The sequence below is a fragment of the Microbulbifer zhoushanensis genome (assembly GCF_021729055.1).
Classification (GTDB): domain Bacteria; phylum Pseudomonadota; class Gammaproteobacteria; order Pseudomonadales; family Cellvibrionaceae; genus Microbulbifer; species Microbulbifer zhoushanensis.
Window position 1 is genome coordinate 277,006 of record NZ_JAJSAO010000005.1, and the last position, 20,903, is coordinate 297,908.

The following is a 20,903-nucleotide window of genomic DNA, read 5'->3' on the forward strand; positions in this document are numbered from 1 at the left end:
TAGGAATGCAAGCGCGAAACCCGGCCGCAGAAATTACCCAAGTTGTACCAATTGCCCGGGAGAGGATGACTCAACGGACCTGTTGCGGAGTGAGGGAGGGGAAAACCAGGGAGGAATCAAAAGCGGGAAGCCGCGGTAATAGTACCCACCGCCTGACGGGTATCACCTGCCGGGGCGCCCGTTCCCCGCGGGGGGAACGGGTGCAGGAGACTGACTCCCGGCAGGGGCGCCCTACCCGGGCGCCTTGCTTGTGGAGGATTATTTCTTGGTAGTAGCCCGTAGCATCCAGGCGGTTTTTTCGTGCACGCTCATGCGGTCGGAGACCAGCGCCATGGTGGATTCGTCATCCGCGTCCTGCGCGGCCTTCAACACTTCGCGACAGGTCTTGACCACCTGCTCGTGGCCCTGCGTGAGAATTTCCACCATTTTCTCCGCCGCGGGAATGGAATCCACTTCCTTGATGGAGCTGAGCTCGGCAAACGCCTTGTAGGTGCCAGGGGCCTCAACATCCAGGGTGCGGATACGCTCGGCGATGTCGTCGACAGCCTCGGCCAGCTCGGTGTAATGCTCCTCGAACATCAGGTGCAGTTCACGAAACAGCGGGCCGGTGACATTCCAGTGGAAATTGTGTGTCTGCAGGTAGAGCGTATAACTGTCCGCCAACAGGCGCTTCAGGCCGTGGGCGACTTTTTCACGATCCTGCTCGTTAATACCGATGTCGATCTTGGTCATAATCCACCTCTTGTTGCTGTCTTGAAAAAACTTCCCGAAAGCCGAATGACTTATCGAATTGACCCCATAGTAACGCCGCAGTCAGAAATTAAAAATTTATTTGGGGAATAGGTTCGATAAGGAAAAGCTATCTGGTGCCGGCGCGACAATATTGCAAGCTTAGCCGCGATTACAGGTTTCGCGGCCCCGCAGCGCCAGAAATCCGGCAATCCCTGCTATCAGCGCCCGGTCCCCGCCTTTGGCCGCCCGCGGGCGAGATAACCGGCATCAACGCCGAACCAGAACGCACTCTCCGCGGGGTCAAAGTACATATGCCGCACATTGCCACCGCCGGGTACCGGCGAACTGCTGAAAAATTCCTGCCGGCCAAGGTCGAACCCCAGCACCCGGTTGGGCATCACGCCGGTATCGACAACCCAGAGATGCCCCCTGTTGTCGAGGGCGGTGCCATAAGGGCGCGGGGAGTCTCCCGGCAGCCGCCACTCGGCAAACCGGTCGCTCTCAGGCTGGTAGCGGCCGAGGAAACCGCCGACATAGTCCACATACCAGATATCGCCACGCTCATCGATCTCCAGCCGGCGCGGCCGCGCGTCGGGACGCGGCAGCTCAAACTCGGTCAGCTGCATGGTATCCGGATCTACCCTGGCGAGGCGGTTGGTACCGAACAGTGCCACCCACGGGTGATCGTCACTGTCCAGTTTGATGCCGTAAGGGCGCGCACCGGCAACGCTGGGCTGCACCGACCGCACCCTGCCGCTGCCTGTATCGAGTAGCCCGATGCGGTTGCTGTGCTGTGCGGTAAACCAGATATTGCCCTCGCCATTCAATACCAGCGTGTGCGGATCGTCGACACCTTCGGGCATGGAAAAGCGCCGGATACCACCGTTCGACGGATCCAGCCGGCCAATATGGGCATTGCGGTTACCGGCGTACCAGATATGGCCTTCAGGATCGACAACCAGGTTGTGCGGGTGGGAGTTCTCCGGCACCTCGAACTGTTTGAGGTCCCCCGTTGACGGATCGAGGCGGCCAATATAATTGCCGGCCTGGCCGCAGAACCAGACCGAACCGCGGCTATCCACAAATGGGTCCCGTGGGCGACCACCCCAGGGTATTCGCCATACCCGGATTTCCAGCTGGTCCGGCAGCGAGGTATCCGTATCCTGCAATGCCTTGCCTGCCGCGTTGCCGTCCGCTCCGCTTTTATCCTCCGGGCCGTCCAGCTTTTGTGCCGCAACAGGGGTAATCCACAGGGAGAGAGTGAGAAAAGCGGTGAAGAGTAAAACAACCGGCCAGGAAATGGCGGATGGGAAAAGCCTGTGAAGTAAGGATAAATCCCGGGAAGAGGGGTTCCGGGGTTCAACAGCACGCATAGGCCGACTCCTGTCGATCAGTCCGTGTGGTAAACCACTCGCCACTGCGAATGGTTTTTATCGCCAGGCCAGCTGCTCCCGGGGCGCTTGCGATCAGTGCCCCGCACTGGTGGTGTCACGGCCCGCCTCGGCCCCTGCCGTATCATCCAGCGCGGCACCTGCCATATAGCGGATCAGGCCGGCGAATTCGGATTCAGTGCAATCGAAGCACAGCCCCCGGGGAGGCATGGCCCTGTAACCCTCCATGGCGTTGGTCACCAGCACATCCAACCCCTTTGCGGCACGGGGTTTCCAGGCCGCCACGTCGCCGGTACGGGGCGCGCCGGTGACACCGGGCCCGTGGCAACTGTGGCAACTGCGCAGGTAGGTTTCACGAATGTCCTCCGGCGCCGCCCCGCTTGCGGCCTGTATTCCCGCCGGCTGCGAGGCTGCAGCCTGCGATGAAACCGCTGGATCGTCCCCGGGGGCACAGGCGACCAGTACCAGGGTGGCTGTCAGGATGGGGAGCAATCGTTTCATTGTTGTTATTTCCGTATGCATTGTCGGCGCACAGTCCCCGGCAGGACTCCGGCTGCACGCCGGAGGGTAACCCGGGCCCGTACAGATTCCCGCACGAATCCGGACGGGTGGCTGCAAAAGTCCGCTCACTGGCCCGGGAAACATTCGGGACATTGATTATTACCCTGCAGCTGCAGCGACCGCAACTCCAGTGTCTGCGCCTCGAACAGTTGTAACCGGCCCAGGCTCGGCACCGGCAGTCCCAGCAAAAACTTGATCGCCTCGATCGCCTGCAGGCTCCCCATCACCCCCAGGGCCGGCCCCAGCACTCCCGCACTGGCACAGTTAGCCGCCTCCCGCTCCCCGCCGGGGGGGAAAAGGCAGGCATAGCAGGGGCTCAGCCCGGTGGCAAAATCAAAGCTCACCAGCTGGCCGGAAAAACCCCGCGCCGATGCCATCACCACCGGCCTGCGGGCCTCACGGCAGGCACTGTTGATGGCATAGCGGCTGTCCAGGTTATCCGTGCAGTCGAGCACCAGGTCCATTTGCGGAACCTGGTCACGCAACCAGGCGGCATCGGCCATGCGCACGTGTCCCTGCACCCGGATTTCCGGGTTCGCCGCCACCAGCTGCTGCGCCGCCACCTCCGCCTTGGGTTTGTCCCGGTGATTGGTCTTGTAGAGAATCTGTCGCTGCAGGTTGGATATTTCCAGTCGGTCGCCATCCACCAGGTGTAATTCGCCGATCCCGGCCGCCGCCAGGTAGAGCGCCGCCGGGCTGCCGAGTCCGCCCATACCGACGATCATCACCCGAGCGCGACCGAGTTTTTCCTGGCCGCCCTCGCCCACTTCGGGCAGCATGATCTGGCGACTGTAGCGCTGGTATTGCCTGTTACTGAGCATGATTCAATTCCCGCAAATGGCCCGCAGCTCGCGCACGGCCTGTCGGTAATCCGCCGCCCGGGTAATGGCGCTGACCACGGCAATACTGCCCACGCCAGTGGCCGCCACCGCCGGGGCCCGCTCGATATTGATGCCACCGATTGCCACCAGCGGGATATCTGTCACCAGTGCCGCCATCCGCGCAAGCTTGGCCACCCCCTGCAACTGGTCACTCATATCCTTGGTATCGGTGGCAAAGATGGCCCCGATGGCCAGGTAGCTGGGGCGATAGCGATAGGCGCGCAGCAATTCATAAAAACCATGGGTGCTGATGCCCAGCTTCAGCCCCGCAGCCCTGATCGCCTTCAGGTCGGCGGCCTGCAGGTCCTCCTGTCCCAGGTGTACCCCGTAGGCACCGCACTCAATGGCAAGCTGCCAGTGATCATTGATAAAGAGGCGCAGGCGATACTGCCGGCCAATAGCGACCGCCCGCTCAACCTGCCCTCGCAGGTTTGTGCCGGCCTCCTTGATCCGCAGTTGCAGGGTCTTAACCCCTTCCGCCGCCAGTTTTTCCAGCCACTCGACCGAATCGACAACCGGGTAAAGCCCCAGCGTCCCACTATCCGTGGCGGCGAAGTCGCTGGTAAAAAGGCGGCTGCCGGATGCGTCGAATGTACCATAAAGGCTGGCCGATTCTTCCTGCGGCAGCAGCACCCGGGGGAAATCCACCATTTCAACCGGCCAGCCACAATGCCCCACCGGGCCCGGGCCACTGCCCACGGTATCGCTATCCCCCAGGCGCAGGCCCCTCTGGACATAGGCCTTGGCCACCACACAGGCATCCCGCAGCGGATAACCAAGTGCGGTACAGGCGGCAATTGCGGAAGACAGGGTACAGCCGGTGCCATGGGTGTTGACCGAAGGCTGCTTATCGCCAATTAGCCAGTCACTCCGCGCCCCGTCCCAGAGCAGGTCGGCAACCTCCCCGGGCTGGATTTCCGCGTGGCCACCGGTGACCAGCACCGCGCGACAGCCACCGGCATGCAACAGGCGCGCCGCGTGCTGAATCTGCTCCGCGCTGCCCACAGGCGCACGTGCCAGCCACTCCAGTTCGTGCAGGTTCGGGGTCACCAGGTCACACAGCGGGAACAGCTCGCGCATCACCAGTTCACCGATGCCTTCCTCGGCCAGGTTGTCGCCACTGGTAGCAACAGCCACCGGGTCGTAGATTACCGGCACCGGCGTCACCGCCTTGAGACGGTGCAGGAACTCCGCCAGGGCGAGCACCTGCCCGGCATTGGCCACCAGGCCAATCTTGATCGCGTCGGGGAAAAGGTCACGCTGCAGCGCCTCCAGCTGCCCGCTCAGTACATCCAGGGGGACCGCATTGACGGCCGCAACTTCCACGGTGTTCTGTGCAGTATTGGCGGTGATGGCAGTGCAACCGTGGCAACCGAGATCGGCAAAGGTAAGCAGGTCCGCCTGGATACCGGCGCCACCGCCGGAATCGCTGCCGGCGATGGTCCAGACAATCGGTTTTGTTTGCATTTGCATAAACTATTTACAACTTGTTCCTGGCACAGGGGATTACCGCCGCTCCCGCTTTGCCGTGCTTCACATCTTATTATTCACGTCGTGTATGACCGGGTTTCGACTCAGGAATTCACCTGCCCGGCAACTCGATGCTTGCGGCGGCCGTCCAACGGTGGCACCAGCGAGCTCAGCACTGCTGGCTATCCACACGGAAATCCTCCGTCGCCGAAAGCGTTGTGCGCGGTCAATTCCGGCCCGCGGTTTCCGCCTGCTGCCAGAACGGCATATCCAGCGTCGGGGTACTGGGGCTGGCGGTCTGGCGCTGGACCATCAGGCCGGCCCGGTGTGCCGCGCGTCCACTCTCCACCGCCAGCCGGAACGCCCGGGCCATAGCGGCCGGGTCCTGTGCCCTGGCGATGGCGGTGTTCAGCAGGATGGCATCGAAACCCATTTCCATGGCTTCTGCTGCCTGGGAGGGCGCTCCTATGCCCGCATCAATAATCAGCGGGATATCCGGCAGACGGTCGCGCAATGTCTGCAGGTTGTATTTATTCATCAGGCCCAGCCCGGTCCCAATCGGCGCGCCCCAGGGCATCAGCACCTCACAGCCCACGTCCAGCAGCTTGCGGCAAACCAGCAGGTCGTCAGTGCAGTAAGGCAATACCCTGAAGCCGCGCTGCACCAGTTCCCTTGCCGCTTCCACCAGGCCGTACGGATCGGGCTGCAGGTTGTAATCATCCCCCACCACCTCGAGCTTCAGCCAGTCGGTACGGAAGATTTCCCGCGACATTTCCGCCAGGGCGATTGCCTCCGCGGGTGACTTGCAACCGGCGGTGTTGGGTAATAACGAGCAACCGGACTCCTGGATATAATCCCACAGCATCTTGCCCTGCTGCTGGGCCGGGTTCTGCCGGCGCAGCGACAGGGTGATGATCTCGGCTCCCGCCTCAACCACGGACTGGCGCATGATTGCCGGCGACGGGTACATGGCCGTGCCCACCAGCAGGCGTGAGGAAAAAGATTTGCCGTACAGTGCCAGCTCATCGCTCATATCAGCCTCCGACCACCGGCGCCACTACATCCAGTGCATCGCCGTCATTGAGTATTGTTTCCGCATAGCGGCCCCGCGGCACAAAATTACCGTTGAGGGCCACGGCAAAGGTATCGCCCTCATAGCCCAGCCACAGTAGGAAATGGTCGAGGTTCCTCTCTTCCGGGAGCGGCTGTGTTTCCCCGTTGACCTGGATTTTTATCGGCTTGCTCATGGGATTCGCATTTCACCTCGCTTTATAGCTGCCTGTTCAGCAGTAAGTTATTGCTGTATATCCGGGGCGGTGGATAGCTGCATCCCGGCCGTCCTTCATGCCAACTGCTGCACCTGCCCTATCGCCAACTGCTCCACCCGTTCGGCCAGTGCCGGCGCCAGCAGGTAGCCATGCCGGTACAATCCATTGACACTGACCAGCCCCGGCTCCCCCTCCACCACGGGCAGGTTATCCATAGTGGCCGGACGGCAGTTGACGCGGGTCTCGATAATCCGCGCCTCGGCAAATGCCGGGTTCAGGGAGTACAGGGCCGAGGATAATTCCATGCAGGAACGCAGGCTGGTCGGCGACATATCCTCGCTCTCGATTTCAGTGGCGCCAATCACCGTCTGGCCGTTTTCTCTTGGTACCGCGTATAACTGGTAGCGGGGATGCAGCAGGCGCACCGGGCGCCGCAACTGCACCTCGGGCGTTTCCACCACCAGTACCTCACCGCGCACGCCGCGCAGGCCCGGCACCCGATCCCTCGCACCAAGCCCACGGCAGTCCACCACCAACTCAAACTCCTGCCGGCGACCGCCCTCGAAAATTGTGAACGGCTCGCAGTCCACCGGGCATTCCTCGCGCAGGGAAACCCGCTGCCGACGGAGTACCTCCAGCAGGGCCGGCAACAGGCGCCGGTTGTCGATATCGCCCTCCGGGGCCAGGAACAACCCCCGCTCAAAGCCGGCCAGCGCCGGCTCCAGCTCCCACAGCTCAGTGGCGGCAACGGCCCGCAGCTGCCCCAGCTCCCCGGCCTCGAGCTTGCCCTGTAGTTCGCGCTGGAATTGCAGCAACTCGCTGCGGTCACGGCCGTGTGCCACCAGCACACTACCGGCCTGGCGAAACCCCACCGGGGAACCGCAGAGGAGCTGCAGGCACCCGCTCCATTCCCGCCATAGCACCAGGCTGCGTAGGCCCAGCTCGTATACCGAGCGTTCGCTGTGCACCAGTTCTGAAAGCGGTGAAATCATTCCCGCAGCGGTCCAGCAGGCACCACTCGGGCGCGCCAGGCTGCCCGCCTCGAACAGGGTGATATCCAGCCCGCGCAATGCCAGGCGCCAGGCCAGCAGGCGCCCCATCAGGCCGCCGCCGGCGATGGCGACGCGGGGACATTGGTTGGAGACAGTCAGGGTCATCGGTTTTCCTGTGCCGGGAGCTCTCGAATGCCGAAGTTGCGGCGCGCTGCATCAGCCCTTGTGATACAACTCGCTGCCCATGTCCTTGAACTTGAGCGCCATTTCCTCCATGCCCTGTTCCGCCTCAAGCTTGCGGGAATAGTCCCGCACATCCTGGGAAATTTTCATGGAGCAGAACTTGGGACCACACATGGAACAGAAATGCGCCACCTTACCGGATTCCTTCGGCAAGGTTTCATCGTGGTAAGTGCGTGCACGCTCCGGATCCAGGCCCAGGTTGAACTGGTCTTCCCAGCGGAACTCGAAGCGGGCTTTGGACAATGCATCGTCGCGCTGCTGCGCGCGGGGGTGGCCCTTGGCCAGGTCCGCGGCGTGGGCGGCGATCTTGTAGGCCATCAGCCCCTCTTTTACGTCTTCCTTGTTGGGCAGGCCCAGGTGTTCCTTGGGCGTCACGTAACAGAGCATGGCGCAGCCGTAGGTACCGATCAGTGCAGCCCCGATACCGGAAGTGATATGGTCATAGCCCGGCGCGATATCAGTGGTCAGCGGACCGAGGGTATAGAACGGCGCGCCGTGGCAGTGCTTGAGCTGCTCATCCATGTTTTCGCGGATTTTGTGGATGGCCACGTGGCCCGGCCCCTCGATCATGGTCTGCACGTCGTGGCGCCAGGCAATTTCAGTCAGCTCACCCAGGGTGTGCAACTCACCGAACTGGGCCTCGTCATTGGCGTCGGCAATACAACCCGGACGCAGGCCATCGCCGAGGCTGAAGCTCACATCATAGGCTTTCATGATCTCGCAGATTTCCTCAAAGTGGGTGTAGAGGAAATTCTCCCGGTGGTGGGCCAGGCACCACTTGGCCATGATGGAGCCACCGCGGGACACGATGCCCGTGACGCGTTTTGCGGTAAGCGGCACATAGCGCAGCAGTACCCCGGCGTGAATGGTGAAGTAGTCCACCCCCTGCTCCGCCTGTTCCACCAGGGTATCGCGGAACACTTCCCAGTTCAGGTCTTCGGCAACCCCATTCACTTTTTCCAGGGCCTGGTAAATCGGTACCGTGCCGATGGGGACCGGTGAATTGCGCAGGATCCATTCGCGCGTCTCGTGGATATTCTGGCCCGTGGACAGGTCCATCACCGTATCCGCGCCCCAGCGCGTGGACCACACCAGTTTCTCCACCTCCTCCTCGATGGACGAGGTGACTGCGGAATTGCCGATATTTGCATTCACCTTGCACAGGAAATTGCGCCCGATGATCATCGGTTCCAGCTCCGGGTGATTGATATTGGCGGGGATGATCGCGCGCCCCTCCGCCACTTCACGGCGCACAAATTCCGGGGTGATCTGTTCCGGGATAAAAATGCCGTCGCGGGCTTTGCCGTAATCGGATTCCGCCAGCACTTCGCCGGCCGCGGCGCGGCCCATATTCTCGCGCACGGCAATAAACTCCATTTCCGGGGTAACAATGCCCTGGCGGGCATAGTGCATCTGGCTGACATTCTGCCCCGCCCGGGCGCGGCGCGGGGACGGCAGGTTGTCAAAGCGGATATGGTCCAGGCCCTGGTCGGCCATGCGCTGCTGGCTGTAGGCCGCCTGCCGGGTGGTCAGTACCTCGGTATCGCCGCGGGCCTCGATCCAGGCCTGGCGCAACCGGGGCAGGCCGTCGCGCACATTGGGCCGGTAGTCCGGATCGGAATACAGGCCGGCAGTATCATAAACCCGCAGTGGCGCGTTGGGCTCCAGCACCGGGTTGCTTTCGTCACCACCCACCACACTGTCGCCCAGGCAGATTTCGCGTACGCCAACACGGATATCGGTGCTGTCACCCTCCAGGTAGATCTTGCGGGAATTGGGAAAGGACTGGGCGGTAAGGTTGTCGAGGAAAACCCGGGCAGATTCGCGGCTTTCCGCGCGGGATTGTCCACTTTTTTTCGTGGAATCCCGTTCGCTGGACTCTCGGTTCGCGTCGACCGGCGTATCGGTTTCTTGAGACATGCTGACCCCTTTGTATTGCGCGGAAATGCGCAACGTGGCGCTTTTTCGCGGAGAGTGGCGCCCGAGCGCCCGGGGAAGAATCAGCAGAGAGGAAAGTCGTGTAATGACTTTTTCGGTAGCGGGGGATTTATGGTGAAAACCCCGCGCTCACATATGTAGCGACTTCAGATCTTGTTCCCTACGCGGGGGTTACCCCGATCAGGTTCAACGGATCTCGCAACAGCGATCTCAGCCCACAGGCACTCCGACAAGTTGTGCCGGAGTATAGTGGATGATCCGCGCCCTGGACAAGGCCGGCCAACAGTATTGTGAACTGGGGCCAAGAGAGGGTCAGATTACCAGGGATTTCTGGTAGCTCATCTCGCGAATGGCGTAGCGCACACCTTCGCGCCCTACCCCGCTCTCTTTCACCCCGCCAAAGGGGAAATGCTCCGCGCGGAAGCCCGGGCCGTCGTTTACAGCCAGCAGCCCTACATCGAGAGCGTTGAACAGCTGCTTGGCCAGGCCCAGGTCACGGGTGAAAACCCCGGCCTGCAGCCCAAAGGGACTGTCATTAACCAGCCTGATCACCTCGTCGATGCTGTCGAACGGGCGCAGCGGGATAACCGGCCCGAAGGTCTCGTCTGCCACCAGGGGCGCGTCGTCCGGGATCCTGTCGATAACCGTGGGCCACAACAGGTTGCCCTCGCGGCGATGCCCACACAGCACCCGCGCACCCCGGGTCACCGCATCCTCGACACGTCCGTGCACCTCGTCTGCGGCGGCAGTGTGGATCAGCGGGCCAACAAAAGTATCTTCCGCCATCGGGTCGCCGACTTCCAGGCGGGCGGTAGCATCCAGCAGCTTGCCGGTGAAAGCTTCGTAAACCTCGCGCTGCACAAACAGGCGCTTGGCCGCAGTGCAGCGCTGGCCGGCAGTGGCGAACCGCTGGTTGATGGCCGCGGATACCGCCGCATCCAGGTCGCCGTCCGCCATCACCACCAGAGGATCGTTGCCGCCCAGCTCGAGCAGCAGTTTCTTGTAACCGGCCGCTGCGGCAATGGCATTGGCCGCCGCCGTGCCGCCGGTAAAGTTGACTGCCTGCACCTGCGGGTGCGCCACGGCGTAGCTGGTGGCGGGAATATCCGGCACCAGCATCTGCAGTACGTTGCGATCCATACCGGCGCGATAGCAAAGCTCCACCAGGAATTCCGCCGAACGCTTGTTCTGCGGGCCTGGCTTGAACAGGATGGTGTTGCCCGCGGCAAATGCCGGACCGATCTTGTGTACAGCGATATTGATGGGGAAATTAAACGGAGTGATACACAGTACCGTGCCCAGCGGCTTCCACAACACCACGCCGATGCGCTCACGCTGCGGAGGGTAGGCATCGGAATCCAGTGCCTCGCCGTTTATGGCGCGCGCTTCCATGGCACTCGCCAGGGCTGTGTTGTACGCGCGCTCGATCTCCACCCGGCTGTCACTGATGGTCTTGCCGGTCTCGGCGGTAATTAGCCTGGCCAGGTGATCGGCGTGCTCACGGAGCAGGCCAGCAAGCCGCAACAGGATATCGGAACGCTCGAATGCTGGTGTGGCTGACTGTACCGCACGCCCCGCCACCAGTTGGCCAATAACTCGCTCGACATCGTCGCGGTCAGCAAAATCGTACTCTTCGATCAGCTCACCGTCGTAGGGATTGAGGATGCGATAATCGGCCATGGCGGCGCTCCAGTTAATTCACAATCAGTTGATAGATGATTCGCAGGCCGGCAACCAACAGTGCCAACCGCATCAGCCGGAAGAACAGCCTGCTGTCCAGGCGGTTGAGCATGGCGATGCCGATCCGGGTTCCCACCACCGCTGCCAAGGTCAACAGCAGGATCAGCCCCAGGTGATCGGAAAAGGCAAAGCCCAGGTAGATGAACGCGGGCACCTTGAGCGCATGGCACCAGGCCTGCATGACCGATTTATTCGCCACCACCTCTTTGGGCGAGAGGTCCCTGCGCACAAAAAAGGCCGCCAGCAATGGATCCACGGCGCCTGCCAGTATGCCCAGCGTCCCGGTTCCGATCCCGACCCAGAAATAATTGCGCGGGGCCAGGCGGATTTCCGGCAGTTTCTTCGGTTTCAATACGGTGTAAAAAATCAGGACGGCAAGTAGCGCCATCGGCAACTGCTGCCAGTCCAGGCTTGCCAGTCCCATCGTCATGACCGCCGCACCCAGGGTACAGCCGGCAAAAAAGGGCAGGCAGAACTCCCAGCGGATGTGCTCGCGCACATAGTAGATCCGCGCGAGATTATTCATCAGCTGTACCGCACCGTGAATCGGCACCAGCATCCGCAGCGGGATCGCCACATTGAGTGCGGCAAACATCAGCACACCACCGGCACCACCGGTAACCGCCGATATAAATGCACTGGCGACACAAACCGCCAGCAGCAGCCCCAGCGTCACCGCCGACAGGGAGGACAGCGACGATAGCGAGGACAAAAAGGAGAATTCGGCGAATTCCGGCACGGCACGGTCTCTACAGCAGCGCCGGGGCCCGGCATTGTTGAGTCTTATCGTGGGCGAACCCGTCGATGGCGAACCCGTCGATGGGCAGTCTAGCCGCAGCTACCAGCCAAACCCAGTAGTCACCGGACCACGACTGGTTAAATCAGGACATACTTGCAACACCGGCCAGACAATCCCTGTACGCCGGGGCCAGCCGCTGCCATGCATAGCCGGAAAAATCCGGTGACGGACACAGTGCGGCACCGGCGGCCATACGGCCTATTTTATCGACTGCCTCGCGGACGTCCCGGTAGCGGCTGGTAACGGGGTAAAACTCGGGGTAGGCCTGCTCGTCCGGTACCAGGGGCGAGCACCCCAGCGCGCAGGCCTCCATCACTGCCAGCCCCTGGAACTCGTGGTGGGCGGTGGACAGGAATACATGGCTGCGCGCCAGGATCTCCAGGTACTGCCGCCGGTCGGGCAGGAATCCCACCCGCCCCAGCCGATGGGCAAACTCCCGCCGGATAGTGGCGAACTCCCCGGGACTGTTGCGAAAGGATTCCCCCAGCAGGTGCAGCCGGTAGTTCACCTGCCCCTCCTCCAGCCCTTGCAGTATCCCCAGCAGCCGCTCGCCGCCCTTGTCATATTCCCAGCGCGCCGCCCAGCAGACTTCCAGCGGGGCATCGCGGTCCGGGCCGGTTGCCGTTGGGGCTGGCCCGGTGAAAAGCGAATCGTCGAGTGGCACCGGCAGTACCCGTGATTTCTGCTCGATCTCATCGCAAATAGCGGGCGGTACGTGATCGGGGAAGCGTTTCAGCAGCTGCCTGGCGCCGTCGAGGAGGGTGCTGCGATTGAATTCCGAGTTGAACAACAGCAGGTCGCCGGCAAGGGCGGTATAGATGTTGAGGAGCTGCGGCTCGACCGACTGGAACGCCCGATCGCTGCGAGGGTAGGCGAACTGGTTTTCGTGAAAATAAACTGCTGCGGGAATACCCGCCAGCGACGGTACCAGGCCGCGCAGCGTGGCCAGGTCAGTCATGGAAGTGGCCACTACCAGGTCATGGGGCTGCTGCAGAATCTTGGCAGCCTCTCCCCGCCCCCAGCTGAGGCTGTTGCCGCGCACACGCCAGCTGAAATACCGCGGAGGCAGGGTGAGCACCGTCCAGTCCCACTCGGGTAATGCAGCGACCAGGCCCCTGCGCCAGCGGCGGTGGCTGCCGGCGTCGTAGGCGGACAACAGCAGGACTTTCATATCCCAGCCCCGCCCCGGACTAAAGTCACTGCTTCCATGGCGCGATGCGGCTCAGTCGAAAGAGCGTACATTCGTCAGGCGGGCGAACAGGCTGGAGGTATCCCAGCGACCACCACCCAGGGCCTGCACCTCACTGTAGAACTGGTCCACCAGGGCGGTAACCGGCAGCAGGGCGCCATTGCGCTGTGCCTCGTCCAGCACGATGGCCAGGTCCTTGCGCATCCAGTCGACTGCGAACCCGTGCTCATATTCGCCCGCCAGCATCGTCTGGTAGCGGTTTTCCATCTGCCAGCTCTGGGCCGCTCCCTTGGAGATCACCTCGACAACCTGCTCCGCATCGAGCCCGGCCGCCCGGGCAAAGTGCAGCCCCTCGGCCAGGCCCTGCACCACACCGGCAATACAGACCTGGTTAACCATCTTGCACAGCTGGCCACTGCCCACCGGGCCCAGTCGGTTGACCGCGCGGGCGTAGTGATCGATCAGCGGCAGCGCACGCTCGTAGTCATCGGGTTCTCCGCCCACCATCACCGTGAGCGCACCGTTCTCGGCCCCGGCCTGGCCCCCGGAGACCGGTGCATCCAGGAATCCGATGTCGCGCTCCGCAGCCAGGGCTGCCAGTTCCCGCGCCACATTGGCAGAAGCCGTGGTGTGATCCACAAACAGGCTGCCCCGGGACATACCTGCAAATGCGCCCCGCTCCCCGCAGGCTACCTCGCGCAGGTCGTCATCGTTACCCACACAGGCAAACACATACTCCGCTCCCTGCGCCGCTTCCGCCGGTGTCGGCCAGACGGTGCCCGGGTAGTCCCCGGCCCACTGCTGTGCACGGCTGGTAGTGCGGTTGTATACCCGCACTGTATGGCCGGCCCGGGCGAGGAACCCCGCCATCGGATACCCCATTACCCCGAGCCCAATGAATGCGACGGTTGTCATTGGCAGTTACCCCCAGATCATCCAGATAAGAGCCGCGCCCAGCAGGAGACGGTAAATGGCGAAGGGCGCCATACCGATGCGGCTGATAAATTGCAGGAAAAAGTGAATACACAGGTAGGCACTGATGCCCGACAGCAACGCCCCCAGGAATATATCCCCCCAGGGGACAGATTGCTCACCGAGCAGGTCGAACGTCAGCAACAGGGCGCTGAGGGCGATCACCGGGATCGACATCAGGAAAGAGAATCTCGCCGCGGCCTCCCGCTTCATTCCCAGCATCAGGCCCGCGGTCATGGTAATACCGGAGCGGGAAGTGCCCGGGATCAATGCGACGGCCTGCGCCACCCCGATCAACAGGGCCTTTTTCCAGTCCATTTGGGCCAGCGTCAGTTCACGGCGGGCACGCACATCTGCCCACCAGAGGAGAATACCAAAGCCAATGGTGGCAGCGGCAATCACCGCCGCAGAGCGCAGGTTGTGCTCGATAAACCCCTTGAACGCCAGACCGGTCATGCCCGCGGGGACAGTCGCCAGGACGATCAACCAGGCCAGCCGGCCGTCATCGGTAAACTCCCCCTTTACCAGGCCACCCAGGCCATCGCGCAGCAGCGCCCACACCTCGTGCCGAAAATAAAAAATCACCGCCGAAAGCGAACCAAAGTGGACCGCAACATCGAATGCCAGCCCCTGGTCCGGCCACCCCAGTACTTCCTTGGGCAGGATCAGGTGGGCAGAGCTGGAGATGGGCAGGAATTCCGTCAGCCCCTGGATCAGGGCCAGGATCACAATCTGAAAAATTTCCATGTAAGGCCGGGTTTCCTATTCCGAGCGGATTTTCTGCCGCTTCTTCCAGGTGACTTCATTGCGCAGGTAAAGGGGCTCCAGCTGTTCTGCAGTGACTGCCGCCGCTGTGCCGGCCGCACGGGCCAGCTCAGCGATATCCCGGGCATGGATGGGGCAATTCTGGTCCGTTGCCGTCACCGGTGCCGTCGCCAGGCCCTCGTAGTGCCAGCCCGGGCCAGCTCCATAAAGGGGGGAGTCGAGTTCCGCACCGGCGATCACCGCAGCCACCGCTTCCGGGTCCTGCACTGCCTCAGGCAGCAGGCTCTGCGCCGGTGATGCGGCGGAGTAAACTCCCCAGTAGACCTGCTGCATACGCGCATCCAGTGCCGCGATGATGCTCCCGGTCGACCAGTCCCGGTGCTGGCGCCTCGCCCCGGCGGCAAGTGCAGCGAGGCTGGATACGGGAATTACCGGCAGGTCCGCGGCGTACGCCAGGCCCTGGGTGGTGCTGATAGCAATACGCAGGCCGGTAAACGAGCCCGGGCCGCGGCTGACGGCCAGGGCGTCGAGATCACTGAGCTTGAGGCCGGCCTCGGCCAGTACCTGGTCAACCATGGGCAGCAGGCGGCGGGTGTGGTCGCGTTCAGCGGCGACAAACTGCTCCCGGACCAGGTCGCCATCGCTCAGGGCGACCGAGCAGGAGCCGGAGGTGGTATCCAGGGCGAGGATTTTCACTGCAGAGGGGTCCCTTCAATTGCGAGGAGCAGATTGTGTCACATCCGCCGCGGCAGTTCATGGCCTGGAGCCCCGGAATTGGCCGCAAACGCAAAAGCCCCGGCCAGGCCGGGGCTTTTGCTCGATACTGCGGGTAACCGGAATGGATATCCGGTTGTCAGGACTTCTTGGGCGGACGGCCACGGCGAGCCGTGGACTTTTTCGCCGCCTTTTTCCTGGTGGCCTTTTTGGTCGCGGCCTTCTTGCCAGACGCGGCCGCCTTCCTGTCAGCCACATTCACCTTGGGGGGACGACCGGGTCCGCGTTTCTGTCCCTTGCGGGCGCTACCGGCCCTTGCTGCAGACTTCTTCGGCCGGCCGGCTTGCTTGGTGGTGGCCTTCTTACGTGCGGCTTTTTTGCCGGGAGCTTTCTTAGCCGTCTTCTTCTTGGCCGCCTTCTTGGCATCAGCCTTGGCCTTGGCCGCGGCTTTCTTGTCCAGCGCCTTCACCTTGGCGGTGGCCTTCTTGGCCGCCTGCTTCACCTTGGCCTCGGCTTTTTTCTCCGCCGCCTTCAGCTTCTTGGCATCAGCTTTCTCGCGGGACTTTTTCCAGCGCTTTTCAAAGGCGTCGACTGCCGCCTTCATATCCTTTTCCGCCTTGCTGGACAGGCTATCCGCCATCTCGGAAACTTTTTGCTTGGCTGCCTCTTCCGCGTGACGAACCGTTTCCATTGCCTTGGCTTTGGCCAGGTCCAGCTTTGCGGAAGCCGACTTGGCGCGCAAATCCTTTAGCTTCTGGTTGGCGCTGGTCAGGGACTTCTTGGCCGCCGCTGTTCCGGTCCGCTGGGCCCGCTCACGTGCCTTGGCCACGCGATCCATCTGGGCATCCAGGGCCTTGGTCGCGGAATCAACCGACTTCTGGGCCTTGGTTACTGCAGGTGATTGTGAAGCCGGAGCTTTTGCCCGGGCGGTACGCTTGGCCGTGGCCTTCTTTTTTGCTGTACGCTTTTTTGCTACTCGTGCCATCCCTTGTCTCCTTGTATGAGAAGAAGTACTTCCTACCTACCTGAAAGTGTATCGGCTTGATTGCCGCGGTCATCGCCTTTCGACTTCCCTTTAAGTTCAGTCAGCAGGTAGCCGGCTGCGCTCAGGGAGCGAGTTGCATGGTTTATTTCCATGCAACTTTATCTAAGTTAATAAAAAAAACCTGCTTTGCAAGAAAAATGGGACAAAAAAACAGCTTTTTGGGTAAAAAAATCCCGCTTTCAACCATTCGGATCCATTTTTTCACTTTCAAGGGCGACAAAGCGGATTTTTAACAGGAGAGAGGAAGCTTTTCTTCGATAATGGCCGCGAGCGCTTCGATATGATCCGGCCGAGCATTCAGGGACGGAATATACCGGTATTCACCCCCGCCGCTATCCTGGAAATTAGCGCGATTCTCTACTGCAATTTCCTCCAGGGTTTCGAGGCAATCGGCCGCGAATGCCGGGCAGATTACATCGACGCTCGCCAACCCTTCACGCCCCCATGCCTCCAGGGTTTTATCTGTGTAAGGCTGTAACCACTCGGCCTTGCCGAAACGCGACTGGAAACAGATCTGCCAGCGGTCCTCCGCCAGTCCCAGCGCACTGGCCAGGTGCCGGGCGGTTTCATGGCATTGCTGTTCGTAGGGATCGCCCTTGCGGACATTGGCCCGGGGGATACCGTGAAAAGACATCAGGAGCTTTTCTGCGGCACCGTGTTTTTCCCAGTGCTCCCGCACCGAACTGGCAAGGGCCTGGATATAGAGTGAGTGCCGGTAATAATCGCGCACCAGGCTGATATCGGGGATATCACGGTTGGACCGATAGATTTTCGCCACCTGGTCATAAATAGCGCCGGTGGTGGTCGCTGAGTACTGGGGATAGAGCGGCAGCACCAGGAATGAATCAAAGCCTTCCCGGCGCAGGCGCTCGACAGTGGACTGAAGGCCGGGCCTGCCATAGGTCATGGCGTAATCCACGGTAATATCGGGTCGCAGGTCAGCGAGGCGCGCCTGTAGCAGTTCCACCTGGCGACGGGTGTAGAAGTGTATCGGTGACCCCTCAACCGCTTCCCCGTCCAGTCCACGGCCCCAGATTTCCGCATAGGCCGGGGCGATCTTGCCCGGCCGGAAGGGCAACACGAATCCGTGCAGGATGGCCATCCACAGCGGGCGGGGAACCTCAACAACCCGGGGGTCGCCAAGGAATTCGCGAAGGAATTGCCGCACTGCTGCGGGCGTGGGTTCTTCCGGTGTCCCCAGATTCATCAGGATAACGGCTGTAGTCATTTGCTGGCCCCATTTGAAATTGAACAGATCCGCCCGGCTGTACCCAGGGTCGCGCCGGCAACGCCCCTGGCATGGCAGCCGCAAAGCCCCAAGGAATACCTGAACACTATAAAGCGGAATACATCGGCGCCCCAGATGTGAACAGCAATTACAGGCAATCCCCCGAACCCGGCAAACCGTATGCCGGATGCCCATATGCCGGACACAAAAAAGCCCCCGTCAGGGGGCCGTTTTACGTGGCGAACCCATTCCCGGATCAGTCCGGGACCGGGCGCATCACCTGGTGAGCGCCGCGCTCACCTTTTCGCGAATCTCATCCATGGTGCCCACGCCTGCAACCTTGCTGCACTTGGGTGCAGTTTCCGGTGCACGCTCCGCCAGCTCGCGGTAAAAGCCAACCAGCGGTTCGGTCTGCTCGTGATACACCGCCAGGCGATTGCGGACAGTTTCCTCTGTATCGTCGCTACGCTGCACCAGCGGTTCACCGGTGACATCGTCCTTGCCCTCTTCCTTCGGCGGATTGTAAATCACGTGATAGACGCGGCCGGATCCCTCGTGGACACGGCGGCCAGACAGGCGCTTGACGATTTCTTCATCGTCCACAGCGATTTCCAGTACATGATCGATGGCAACATCGGCATCCAGCAGTGCCTGGGCCTGGGGGATGGTGCGCGGGAAACCGTCAAACAGGAAACCGTTGGCACAGTCCGGCTGGGCAATACGCTCCTTGACCAGGGCAATGATCAGGTCATCCGAAACCAGCTTACCGGCCGCCATGATGTCCTTGGCCTGCAGCCCCAGCGGGGTGCCTTCCTTTACTGCCGCACGCAACATGTCGCCGGTGGAGATCTGCGGAATGCCGAATTTCTCTGTAATGAACTGAGCCTGGGTACCTTTGCCGGCCCCCGGCGCCCCCAAGAGAATAATTCGCATAGTCAGATTGCCTCCAGATTATATCGGCGGGTCAATGCCTGCCACGCCAAAAGAGCGCTACCTTACACGCAGACCCCAGGCAGGGCAAGGTACAGCGGCGAGCGCGACCGACCGATGACGGGTCGGTCACTGCCAACACGCTATGCTAGTACAAAATTTGTACCGCAGGAGCCAGGTCCATGAAAATTGCCGTCTACCAGACTCACTCCTACGACCGGACCTACCTCGACCGGTACAACCGCCGCTTTGGCCACGAACTTCACTATATAGACACCCAGCTTGACCGCGACACGCTGGCCCTGGGCAAGGGCGCGGAAGCTTTCTGTATTTTTGTCAACAACACGGTCGACCGTGACCTGCTCCAGCGACTGCAGGAGAGCGGGGTAAAAATGCTCGCCCTGCGCTCCGCAGGCTTCAACCATGTGGATATCAAGGCGGCCAACCAGCTCGGGATACTGGTCGCCAACGTACCAGGCTATTCGCCCTACGCGGTCGCCGAACACGCCACGGCCCTGTTGCTGTGCCTGATCCGCAACATCAACCGCGCCCAGGCGCGGGTCCGGGACGGCAATTTCGCCCTCGATGGCCTGATGGGCTTCGACCTCCACGGCAAGACCGTGGGCGTGGTGGGAACCGGCAAGATCGGGACGGTTTTCACCCGCATCATGCACGGCTTCGGTTGTGAACTGTTGGGCCATGACCCGGAGGAGAACCCTGACTGCCACGCCCTGGGAATGCGCTATGTGCGCCTCGACACCCTGTGCAGGAACTCCGATATCATCTCACTCCACTGCCCCCTGCTCCCCGCCACAACACACATGATTGACCGGCATATGCTGTCGAAGATGCGCGATGGTGCCTGCCTGATCAACACATCCCGCGGTGCGGTGATCGATACTCCCGCAGTTATCGAGGCACTGAAAAGCGGCAAGCTCGGATACCTGGGCATCGACGTTTACGAGGAGGAGGACAGCCTGTTTTTCGAGGACCACTCGGATACCGTGCTGGATGACGATGTTTTTGCGCGCCTGCTGATGTTCAATAACGTACTGGTAACCGGCCACCAGGGATACTTCACACGGGAAGCCATCTGTAATATCGCGCAGACCACGCTGCAGAATGTGACAGAGTTCGAGTCACATGGGCAATGCAGTAATGCACTGTTCGTCGACTGACAGGCTATCGGTTCACTCCCCGCCCCGCTCGACGCGCTTGGCCTTTTCCCACAGCGCATCCAGCTCCTCAAGCGAGGCCTGGGCGGGGCGGCGCCCATCGGCGGCAAGGGCCCCCTCCACCATATTGAAACGGCGCTCGAACTTGCGGTTGCAGTCCCGCAGGGCGCCCTCCGGATCCACCTTCAGGTGACGCGCCGCATTCACACAACTGAACAGCAGGTCTCCCAGCTCCTCCCTTATGTGGGTACTGTCCCCGGCAGCCACCGCGGCCCGCAATTCCGCTACTTCCTCTTCTATTTTTTCCAGCACGCCATCGAGCGCGGGCCAGTCAAAACCGACCCCGGCCGCACGCTTCTGCAGCTTCAGCGCACGTGTGCTCGCGGGCAGTCCCCGCGCGACACCGGCAAGCACCCCGGCGTCCCCCCTGGCACCGCGCTCCGAGGCCTTGATCGCCTCCCAGTTGCGCTTGACCTCGGACTCATTCACAGTCGCTTGCGGACGCTGGCCGTAGAGCCTGCCATCGGGAAAAACATGTGGGTGCCGGCGCAGCAGCTTGCGCACCAGCGTATCGACTATCCGGGGGAAATCGAAGCGATCCTGCTCCCGCCCCAGCTGGGCGTAAAAGATCACCTGGAACAGCAGGTCACCGAGCTCCTCATGCAGGTGCTCAAAGTCCTCCGCCTCGATGGCCTCTGCCACCTCATAGGCCTCCTCAATAGTAGAGGGGACGATACTGGCAAAGTCCTGCTTCAGGTCCCAGGGGCAACCCCCGTCCGGGTCGCGCAGGCGCGCCATCAGGTGCAGGAGGTCCTCAACGGTGTAGCGATCTTGCAAGGTCAACTCCGGTCGGTTTACAGGGCATTACGC

20 protein-coding genes and 1 riboswitch are annotated in these 20,903 nt (G+C 61.8%); of the genes, 1 reads left to right on the plus strand and 19 read right to left on the minus strand.

The window, feature by feature from the left end; genetic code table 11:
• Nucleotides 1-258: 258 nt before the first annotated feature.
• The 18 genes from LVD10_RS12005 to adk form a co-directional block, all read right to left on the minus strand.
• Entirely contained in the window at nt 259-732 is a 474-nt protein-coding gene (locus tag LVD10_RS12005) for a Dps family protein (protein WP_232941640.1), read from the minus strand.
• A 218-nt stretch (nt 733-950) separates the two neighbouring features.
• A complete protein-coding gene (locus LVD10_RS12010) occupies nt 951-1,901 on the minus strand; it encodes a Vgb family protein (RefSeq protein ID WP_237063796.1) in 951 nt (316 codons plus the stop codon).
• A gap of 297 nt (nt 1,902-2,198) precedes the next feature.
• Complete coding sequence (locus LVD10_RS12015; protein ID WP_232941638.1) at nt 2,199-2,624, minus strand: c-type cytochrome; 426 nt, start codon at nt 2,622-2,624, stop codon at nt 2,199-2,201.
• A 125-nt stretch (nt 2,625-2,749) separates the two neighbouring features.
• Nucleotides 2,750-3,505, minus strand: a complete 756-nt coding sequence (locus LVD10_RS12020) for a HesA/MoeB/ThiF family protein (RefSeq protein WP_232941637.1) — start codon at nt 3,503-3,505, stop codon at nt 2,750-2,752.
• Between the two features lie 3 nt (nt 3,506-3,508).
• Nucleotides 3,509-5,038 (minus strand): thiamine phosphate synthase, encoded by a 1,530-nt coding sequence (gene thiE, locus LVD10_RS12025; RefSeq protein ID WP_237063797.1) that lies wholly within the window; start codon nt 5,036-5,038, stop codon nt 3,509-3,511.
• A 223-nt stretch (nt 5,039-5,261) separates the two neighbouring features.
• Nucleotides 5,262-6,068, minus strand: a complete 807-nt coding sequence (locus LVD10_RS12030) for a thiazole synthase (protein WP_232941635.1) — start codon at nt 6,066-6,068, stop codon at nt 5,262-5,264.
• Between the two features lies 1 nt (nt 6,069).
• On the minus strand, nt 6,070-6,282 hold the full coding sequence (gene thiS / locus LVD10_RS12035) for a sulfur carrier protein ThiS (RefSeq protein WP_232941634.1): 213 nt from the start codon (nt 6,280-6,282) through the stop codon (nt 6,070-6,072).
• 95 nt (nt 6,283-6,377) lie between these two features.
• Nucleotides 6,378-7,460: a glycine oxidase ThiO gene (gene thiO, locus LVD10_RS12040; RefSeq protein WP_232941633.1), complete on the minus strand. Its 1,083-nt coding sequence runs from the start codon at nt 7,458-7,460 to the stop codon at nt 6,378-6,380.
• A 51-nt stretch (nt 7,461-7,511) separates the two neighbouring features.
• Entirely contained in the window at nt 7,512-9,458 is a 1,947-nt protein-coding gene (gene thiC, locus LVD10_RS12045; RefSeq protein WP_237063798.1) for a phosphomethylpyrimidine synthase ThiC, read from the minus strand.
• Between the two features lie 158 nt (nt 9,459-9,616).
• Nucleotides 9,617-9,715, minus strand: a riboswitch (TPP riboswitch).
• Between the two features lie 73 nt (nt 9,716-9,788).
• Complete coding sequence (gene safD, locus LVD10_RS12050) at nt 9,789-11,156, minus strand: sulfoacetaldehyde dehydrogenase SafD (protein ID WP_232941631.1); 1,368 nt, start codon at nt 11,154-11,156, stop codon at nt 9,789-9,791.
• A 13-nt stretch (nt 11,157-11,169) separates the two neighbouring features.
• Nucleotides 11,170-11,955: a sulfite exporter TauE/SafE family protein gene (locus LVD10_RS12055; protein ID WP_232941630.1), complete on the minus strand. Its 786-nt coding sequence runs from the start codon at nt 11,953-11,955 to the stop codon at nt 11,170-11,172.
• A gap of 142 nt (nt 11,956-12,097) precedes the next feature.
• Entirely contained in the window at nt 12,098-13,186 is a 1,089-nt protein-coding gene (locus LVD10_RS12060; protein WP_237063799.1) for a tRNA-queuosine alpha-mannosyltransferase domain-containing protein, read from the minus strand.
• Between the two features lie 51 nt (nt 13,187-13,237).
• A complete protein-coding gene (locus LVD10_RS12065; RefSeq protein ID WP_232941628.1) occupies nt 13,238-14,119 on the minus strand; it encodes an NAD(P)-dependent oxidoreductase in 882 nt (293 codons plus the stop codon).
• A 6-nt stretch (nt 14,120-14,125) separates the two neighbouring features.
• On the minus strand, nt 14,126-14,923 hold the full coding sequence (locus LVD10_RS12070) for an undecaprenyl-diphosphate phosphatase (RefSeq protein WP_232941627.1): 798 nt from the start codon (nt 14,921-14,923) through the stop codon (nt 14,126-14,128).
• Between the two features lie 15 nt (nt 14,924-14,938).
• The gene (gene tsaB / locus LVD10_RS12075) at nt 14,939-15,637 is read right to left on the minus strand and encodes a tRNA (adenosine(37)-N6)-threonylcarbamoyltransferase complex dimerization subunit type 1 TsaB (RefSeq protein ID WP_232941626.1); all 699 of its coding nucleotides are present in this window, start codon (nt 15,635-15,637) and stop codon (nt 14,939-14,941) included.
• A 157-nt stretch (nt 15,638-15,794) separates the two neighbouring features.
• Nucleotides 15,795-16,640: a hypothetical protein gene (locus LVD10_RS12080; protein ID WP_232941625.1), complete on the minus strand. Its 846-nt coding sequence runs from the start codon at nt 16,638-16,640 to the stop codon at nt 15,795-15,797.
• Nucleotides 16,641-16,929: 289 nt separating this feature from the next.
• Complete coding sequence (gene hemH / locus LVD10_RS12085) at nt 16,930-17,928, minus strand: ferrochelatase (protein WP_232941624.1); 999 nt, start codon at nt 17,926-17,928, stop codon at nt 16,930-16,932.
• 276 nt (nt 17,929-18,204) lie between these two features.
• Nucleotides 18,205-18,861 (minus strand): adenylate kinase, encoded by a 657-nt coding sequence (gene adk / locus LVD10_RS12090; RefSeq protein WP_232941623.1) that lies wholly within the window; start codon nt 18,859-18,861, stop codon nt 18,205-18,207.
• 179 nt (nt 18,862-19,040) lie between these two features.
• Between adk and LVD10_RS12095 the strand changes: the two genes are divergently transcribed.
• Nucleotides 19,041-20,036, plus strand: coding sequence for a 2-hydroxyacid dehydrogenase (locus tag LVD10_RS12095; RefSeq protein ID WP_232941622.1), 996 nt, complete (start codon nt 19,041-19,043; stop codon nt 20,034-20,036).
• Between the two features lie 12 nt (nt 20,037-20,048).
• Here the strand turns inward: LVD10_RS12095 and mazG are convergent, their stop codons facing one another.
• Complete coding sequence (gene mazG, locus LVD10_RS12100) at nt 20,049-20,870, minus strand: nucleoside triphosphate pyrophosphohydrolase (RefSeq protein WP_237063800.1); 822 nt, start codon at nt 20,868-20,870, stop codon at nt 20,049-20,051.
• Nucleotides 20,871-20,903: the final 33 nt, after the last annotated feature.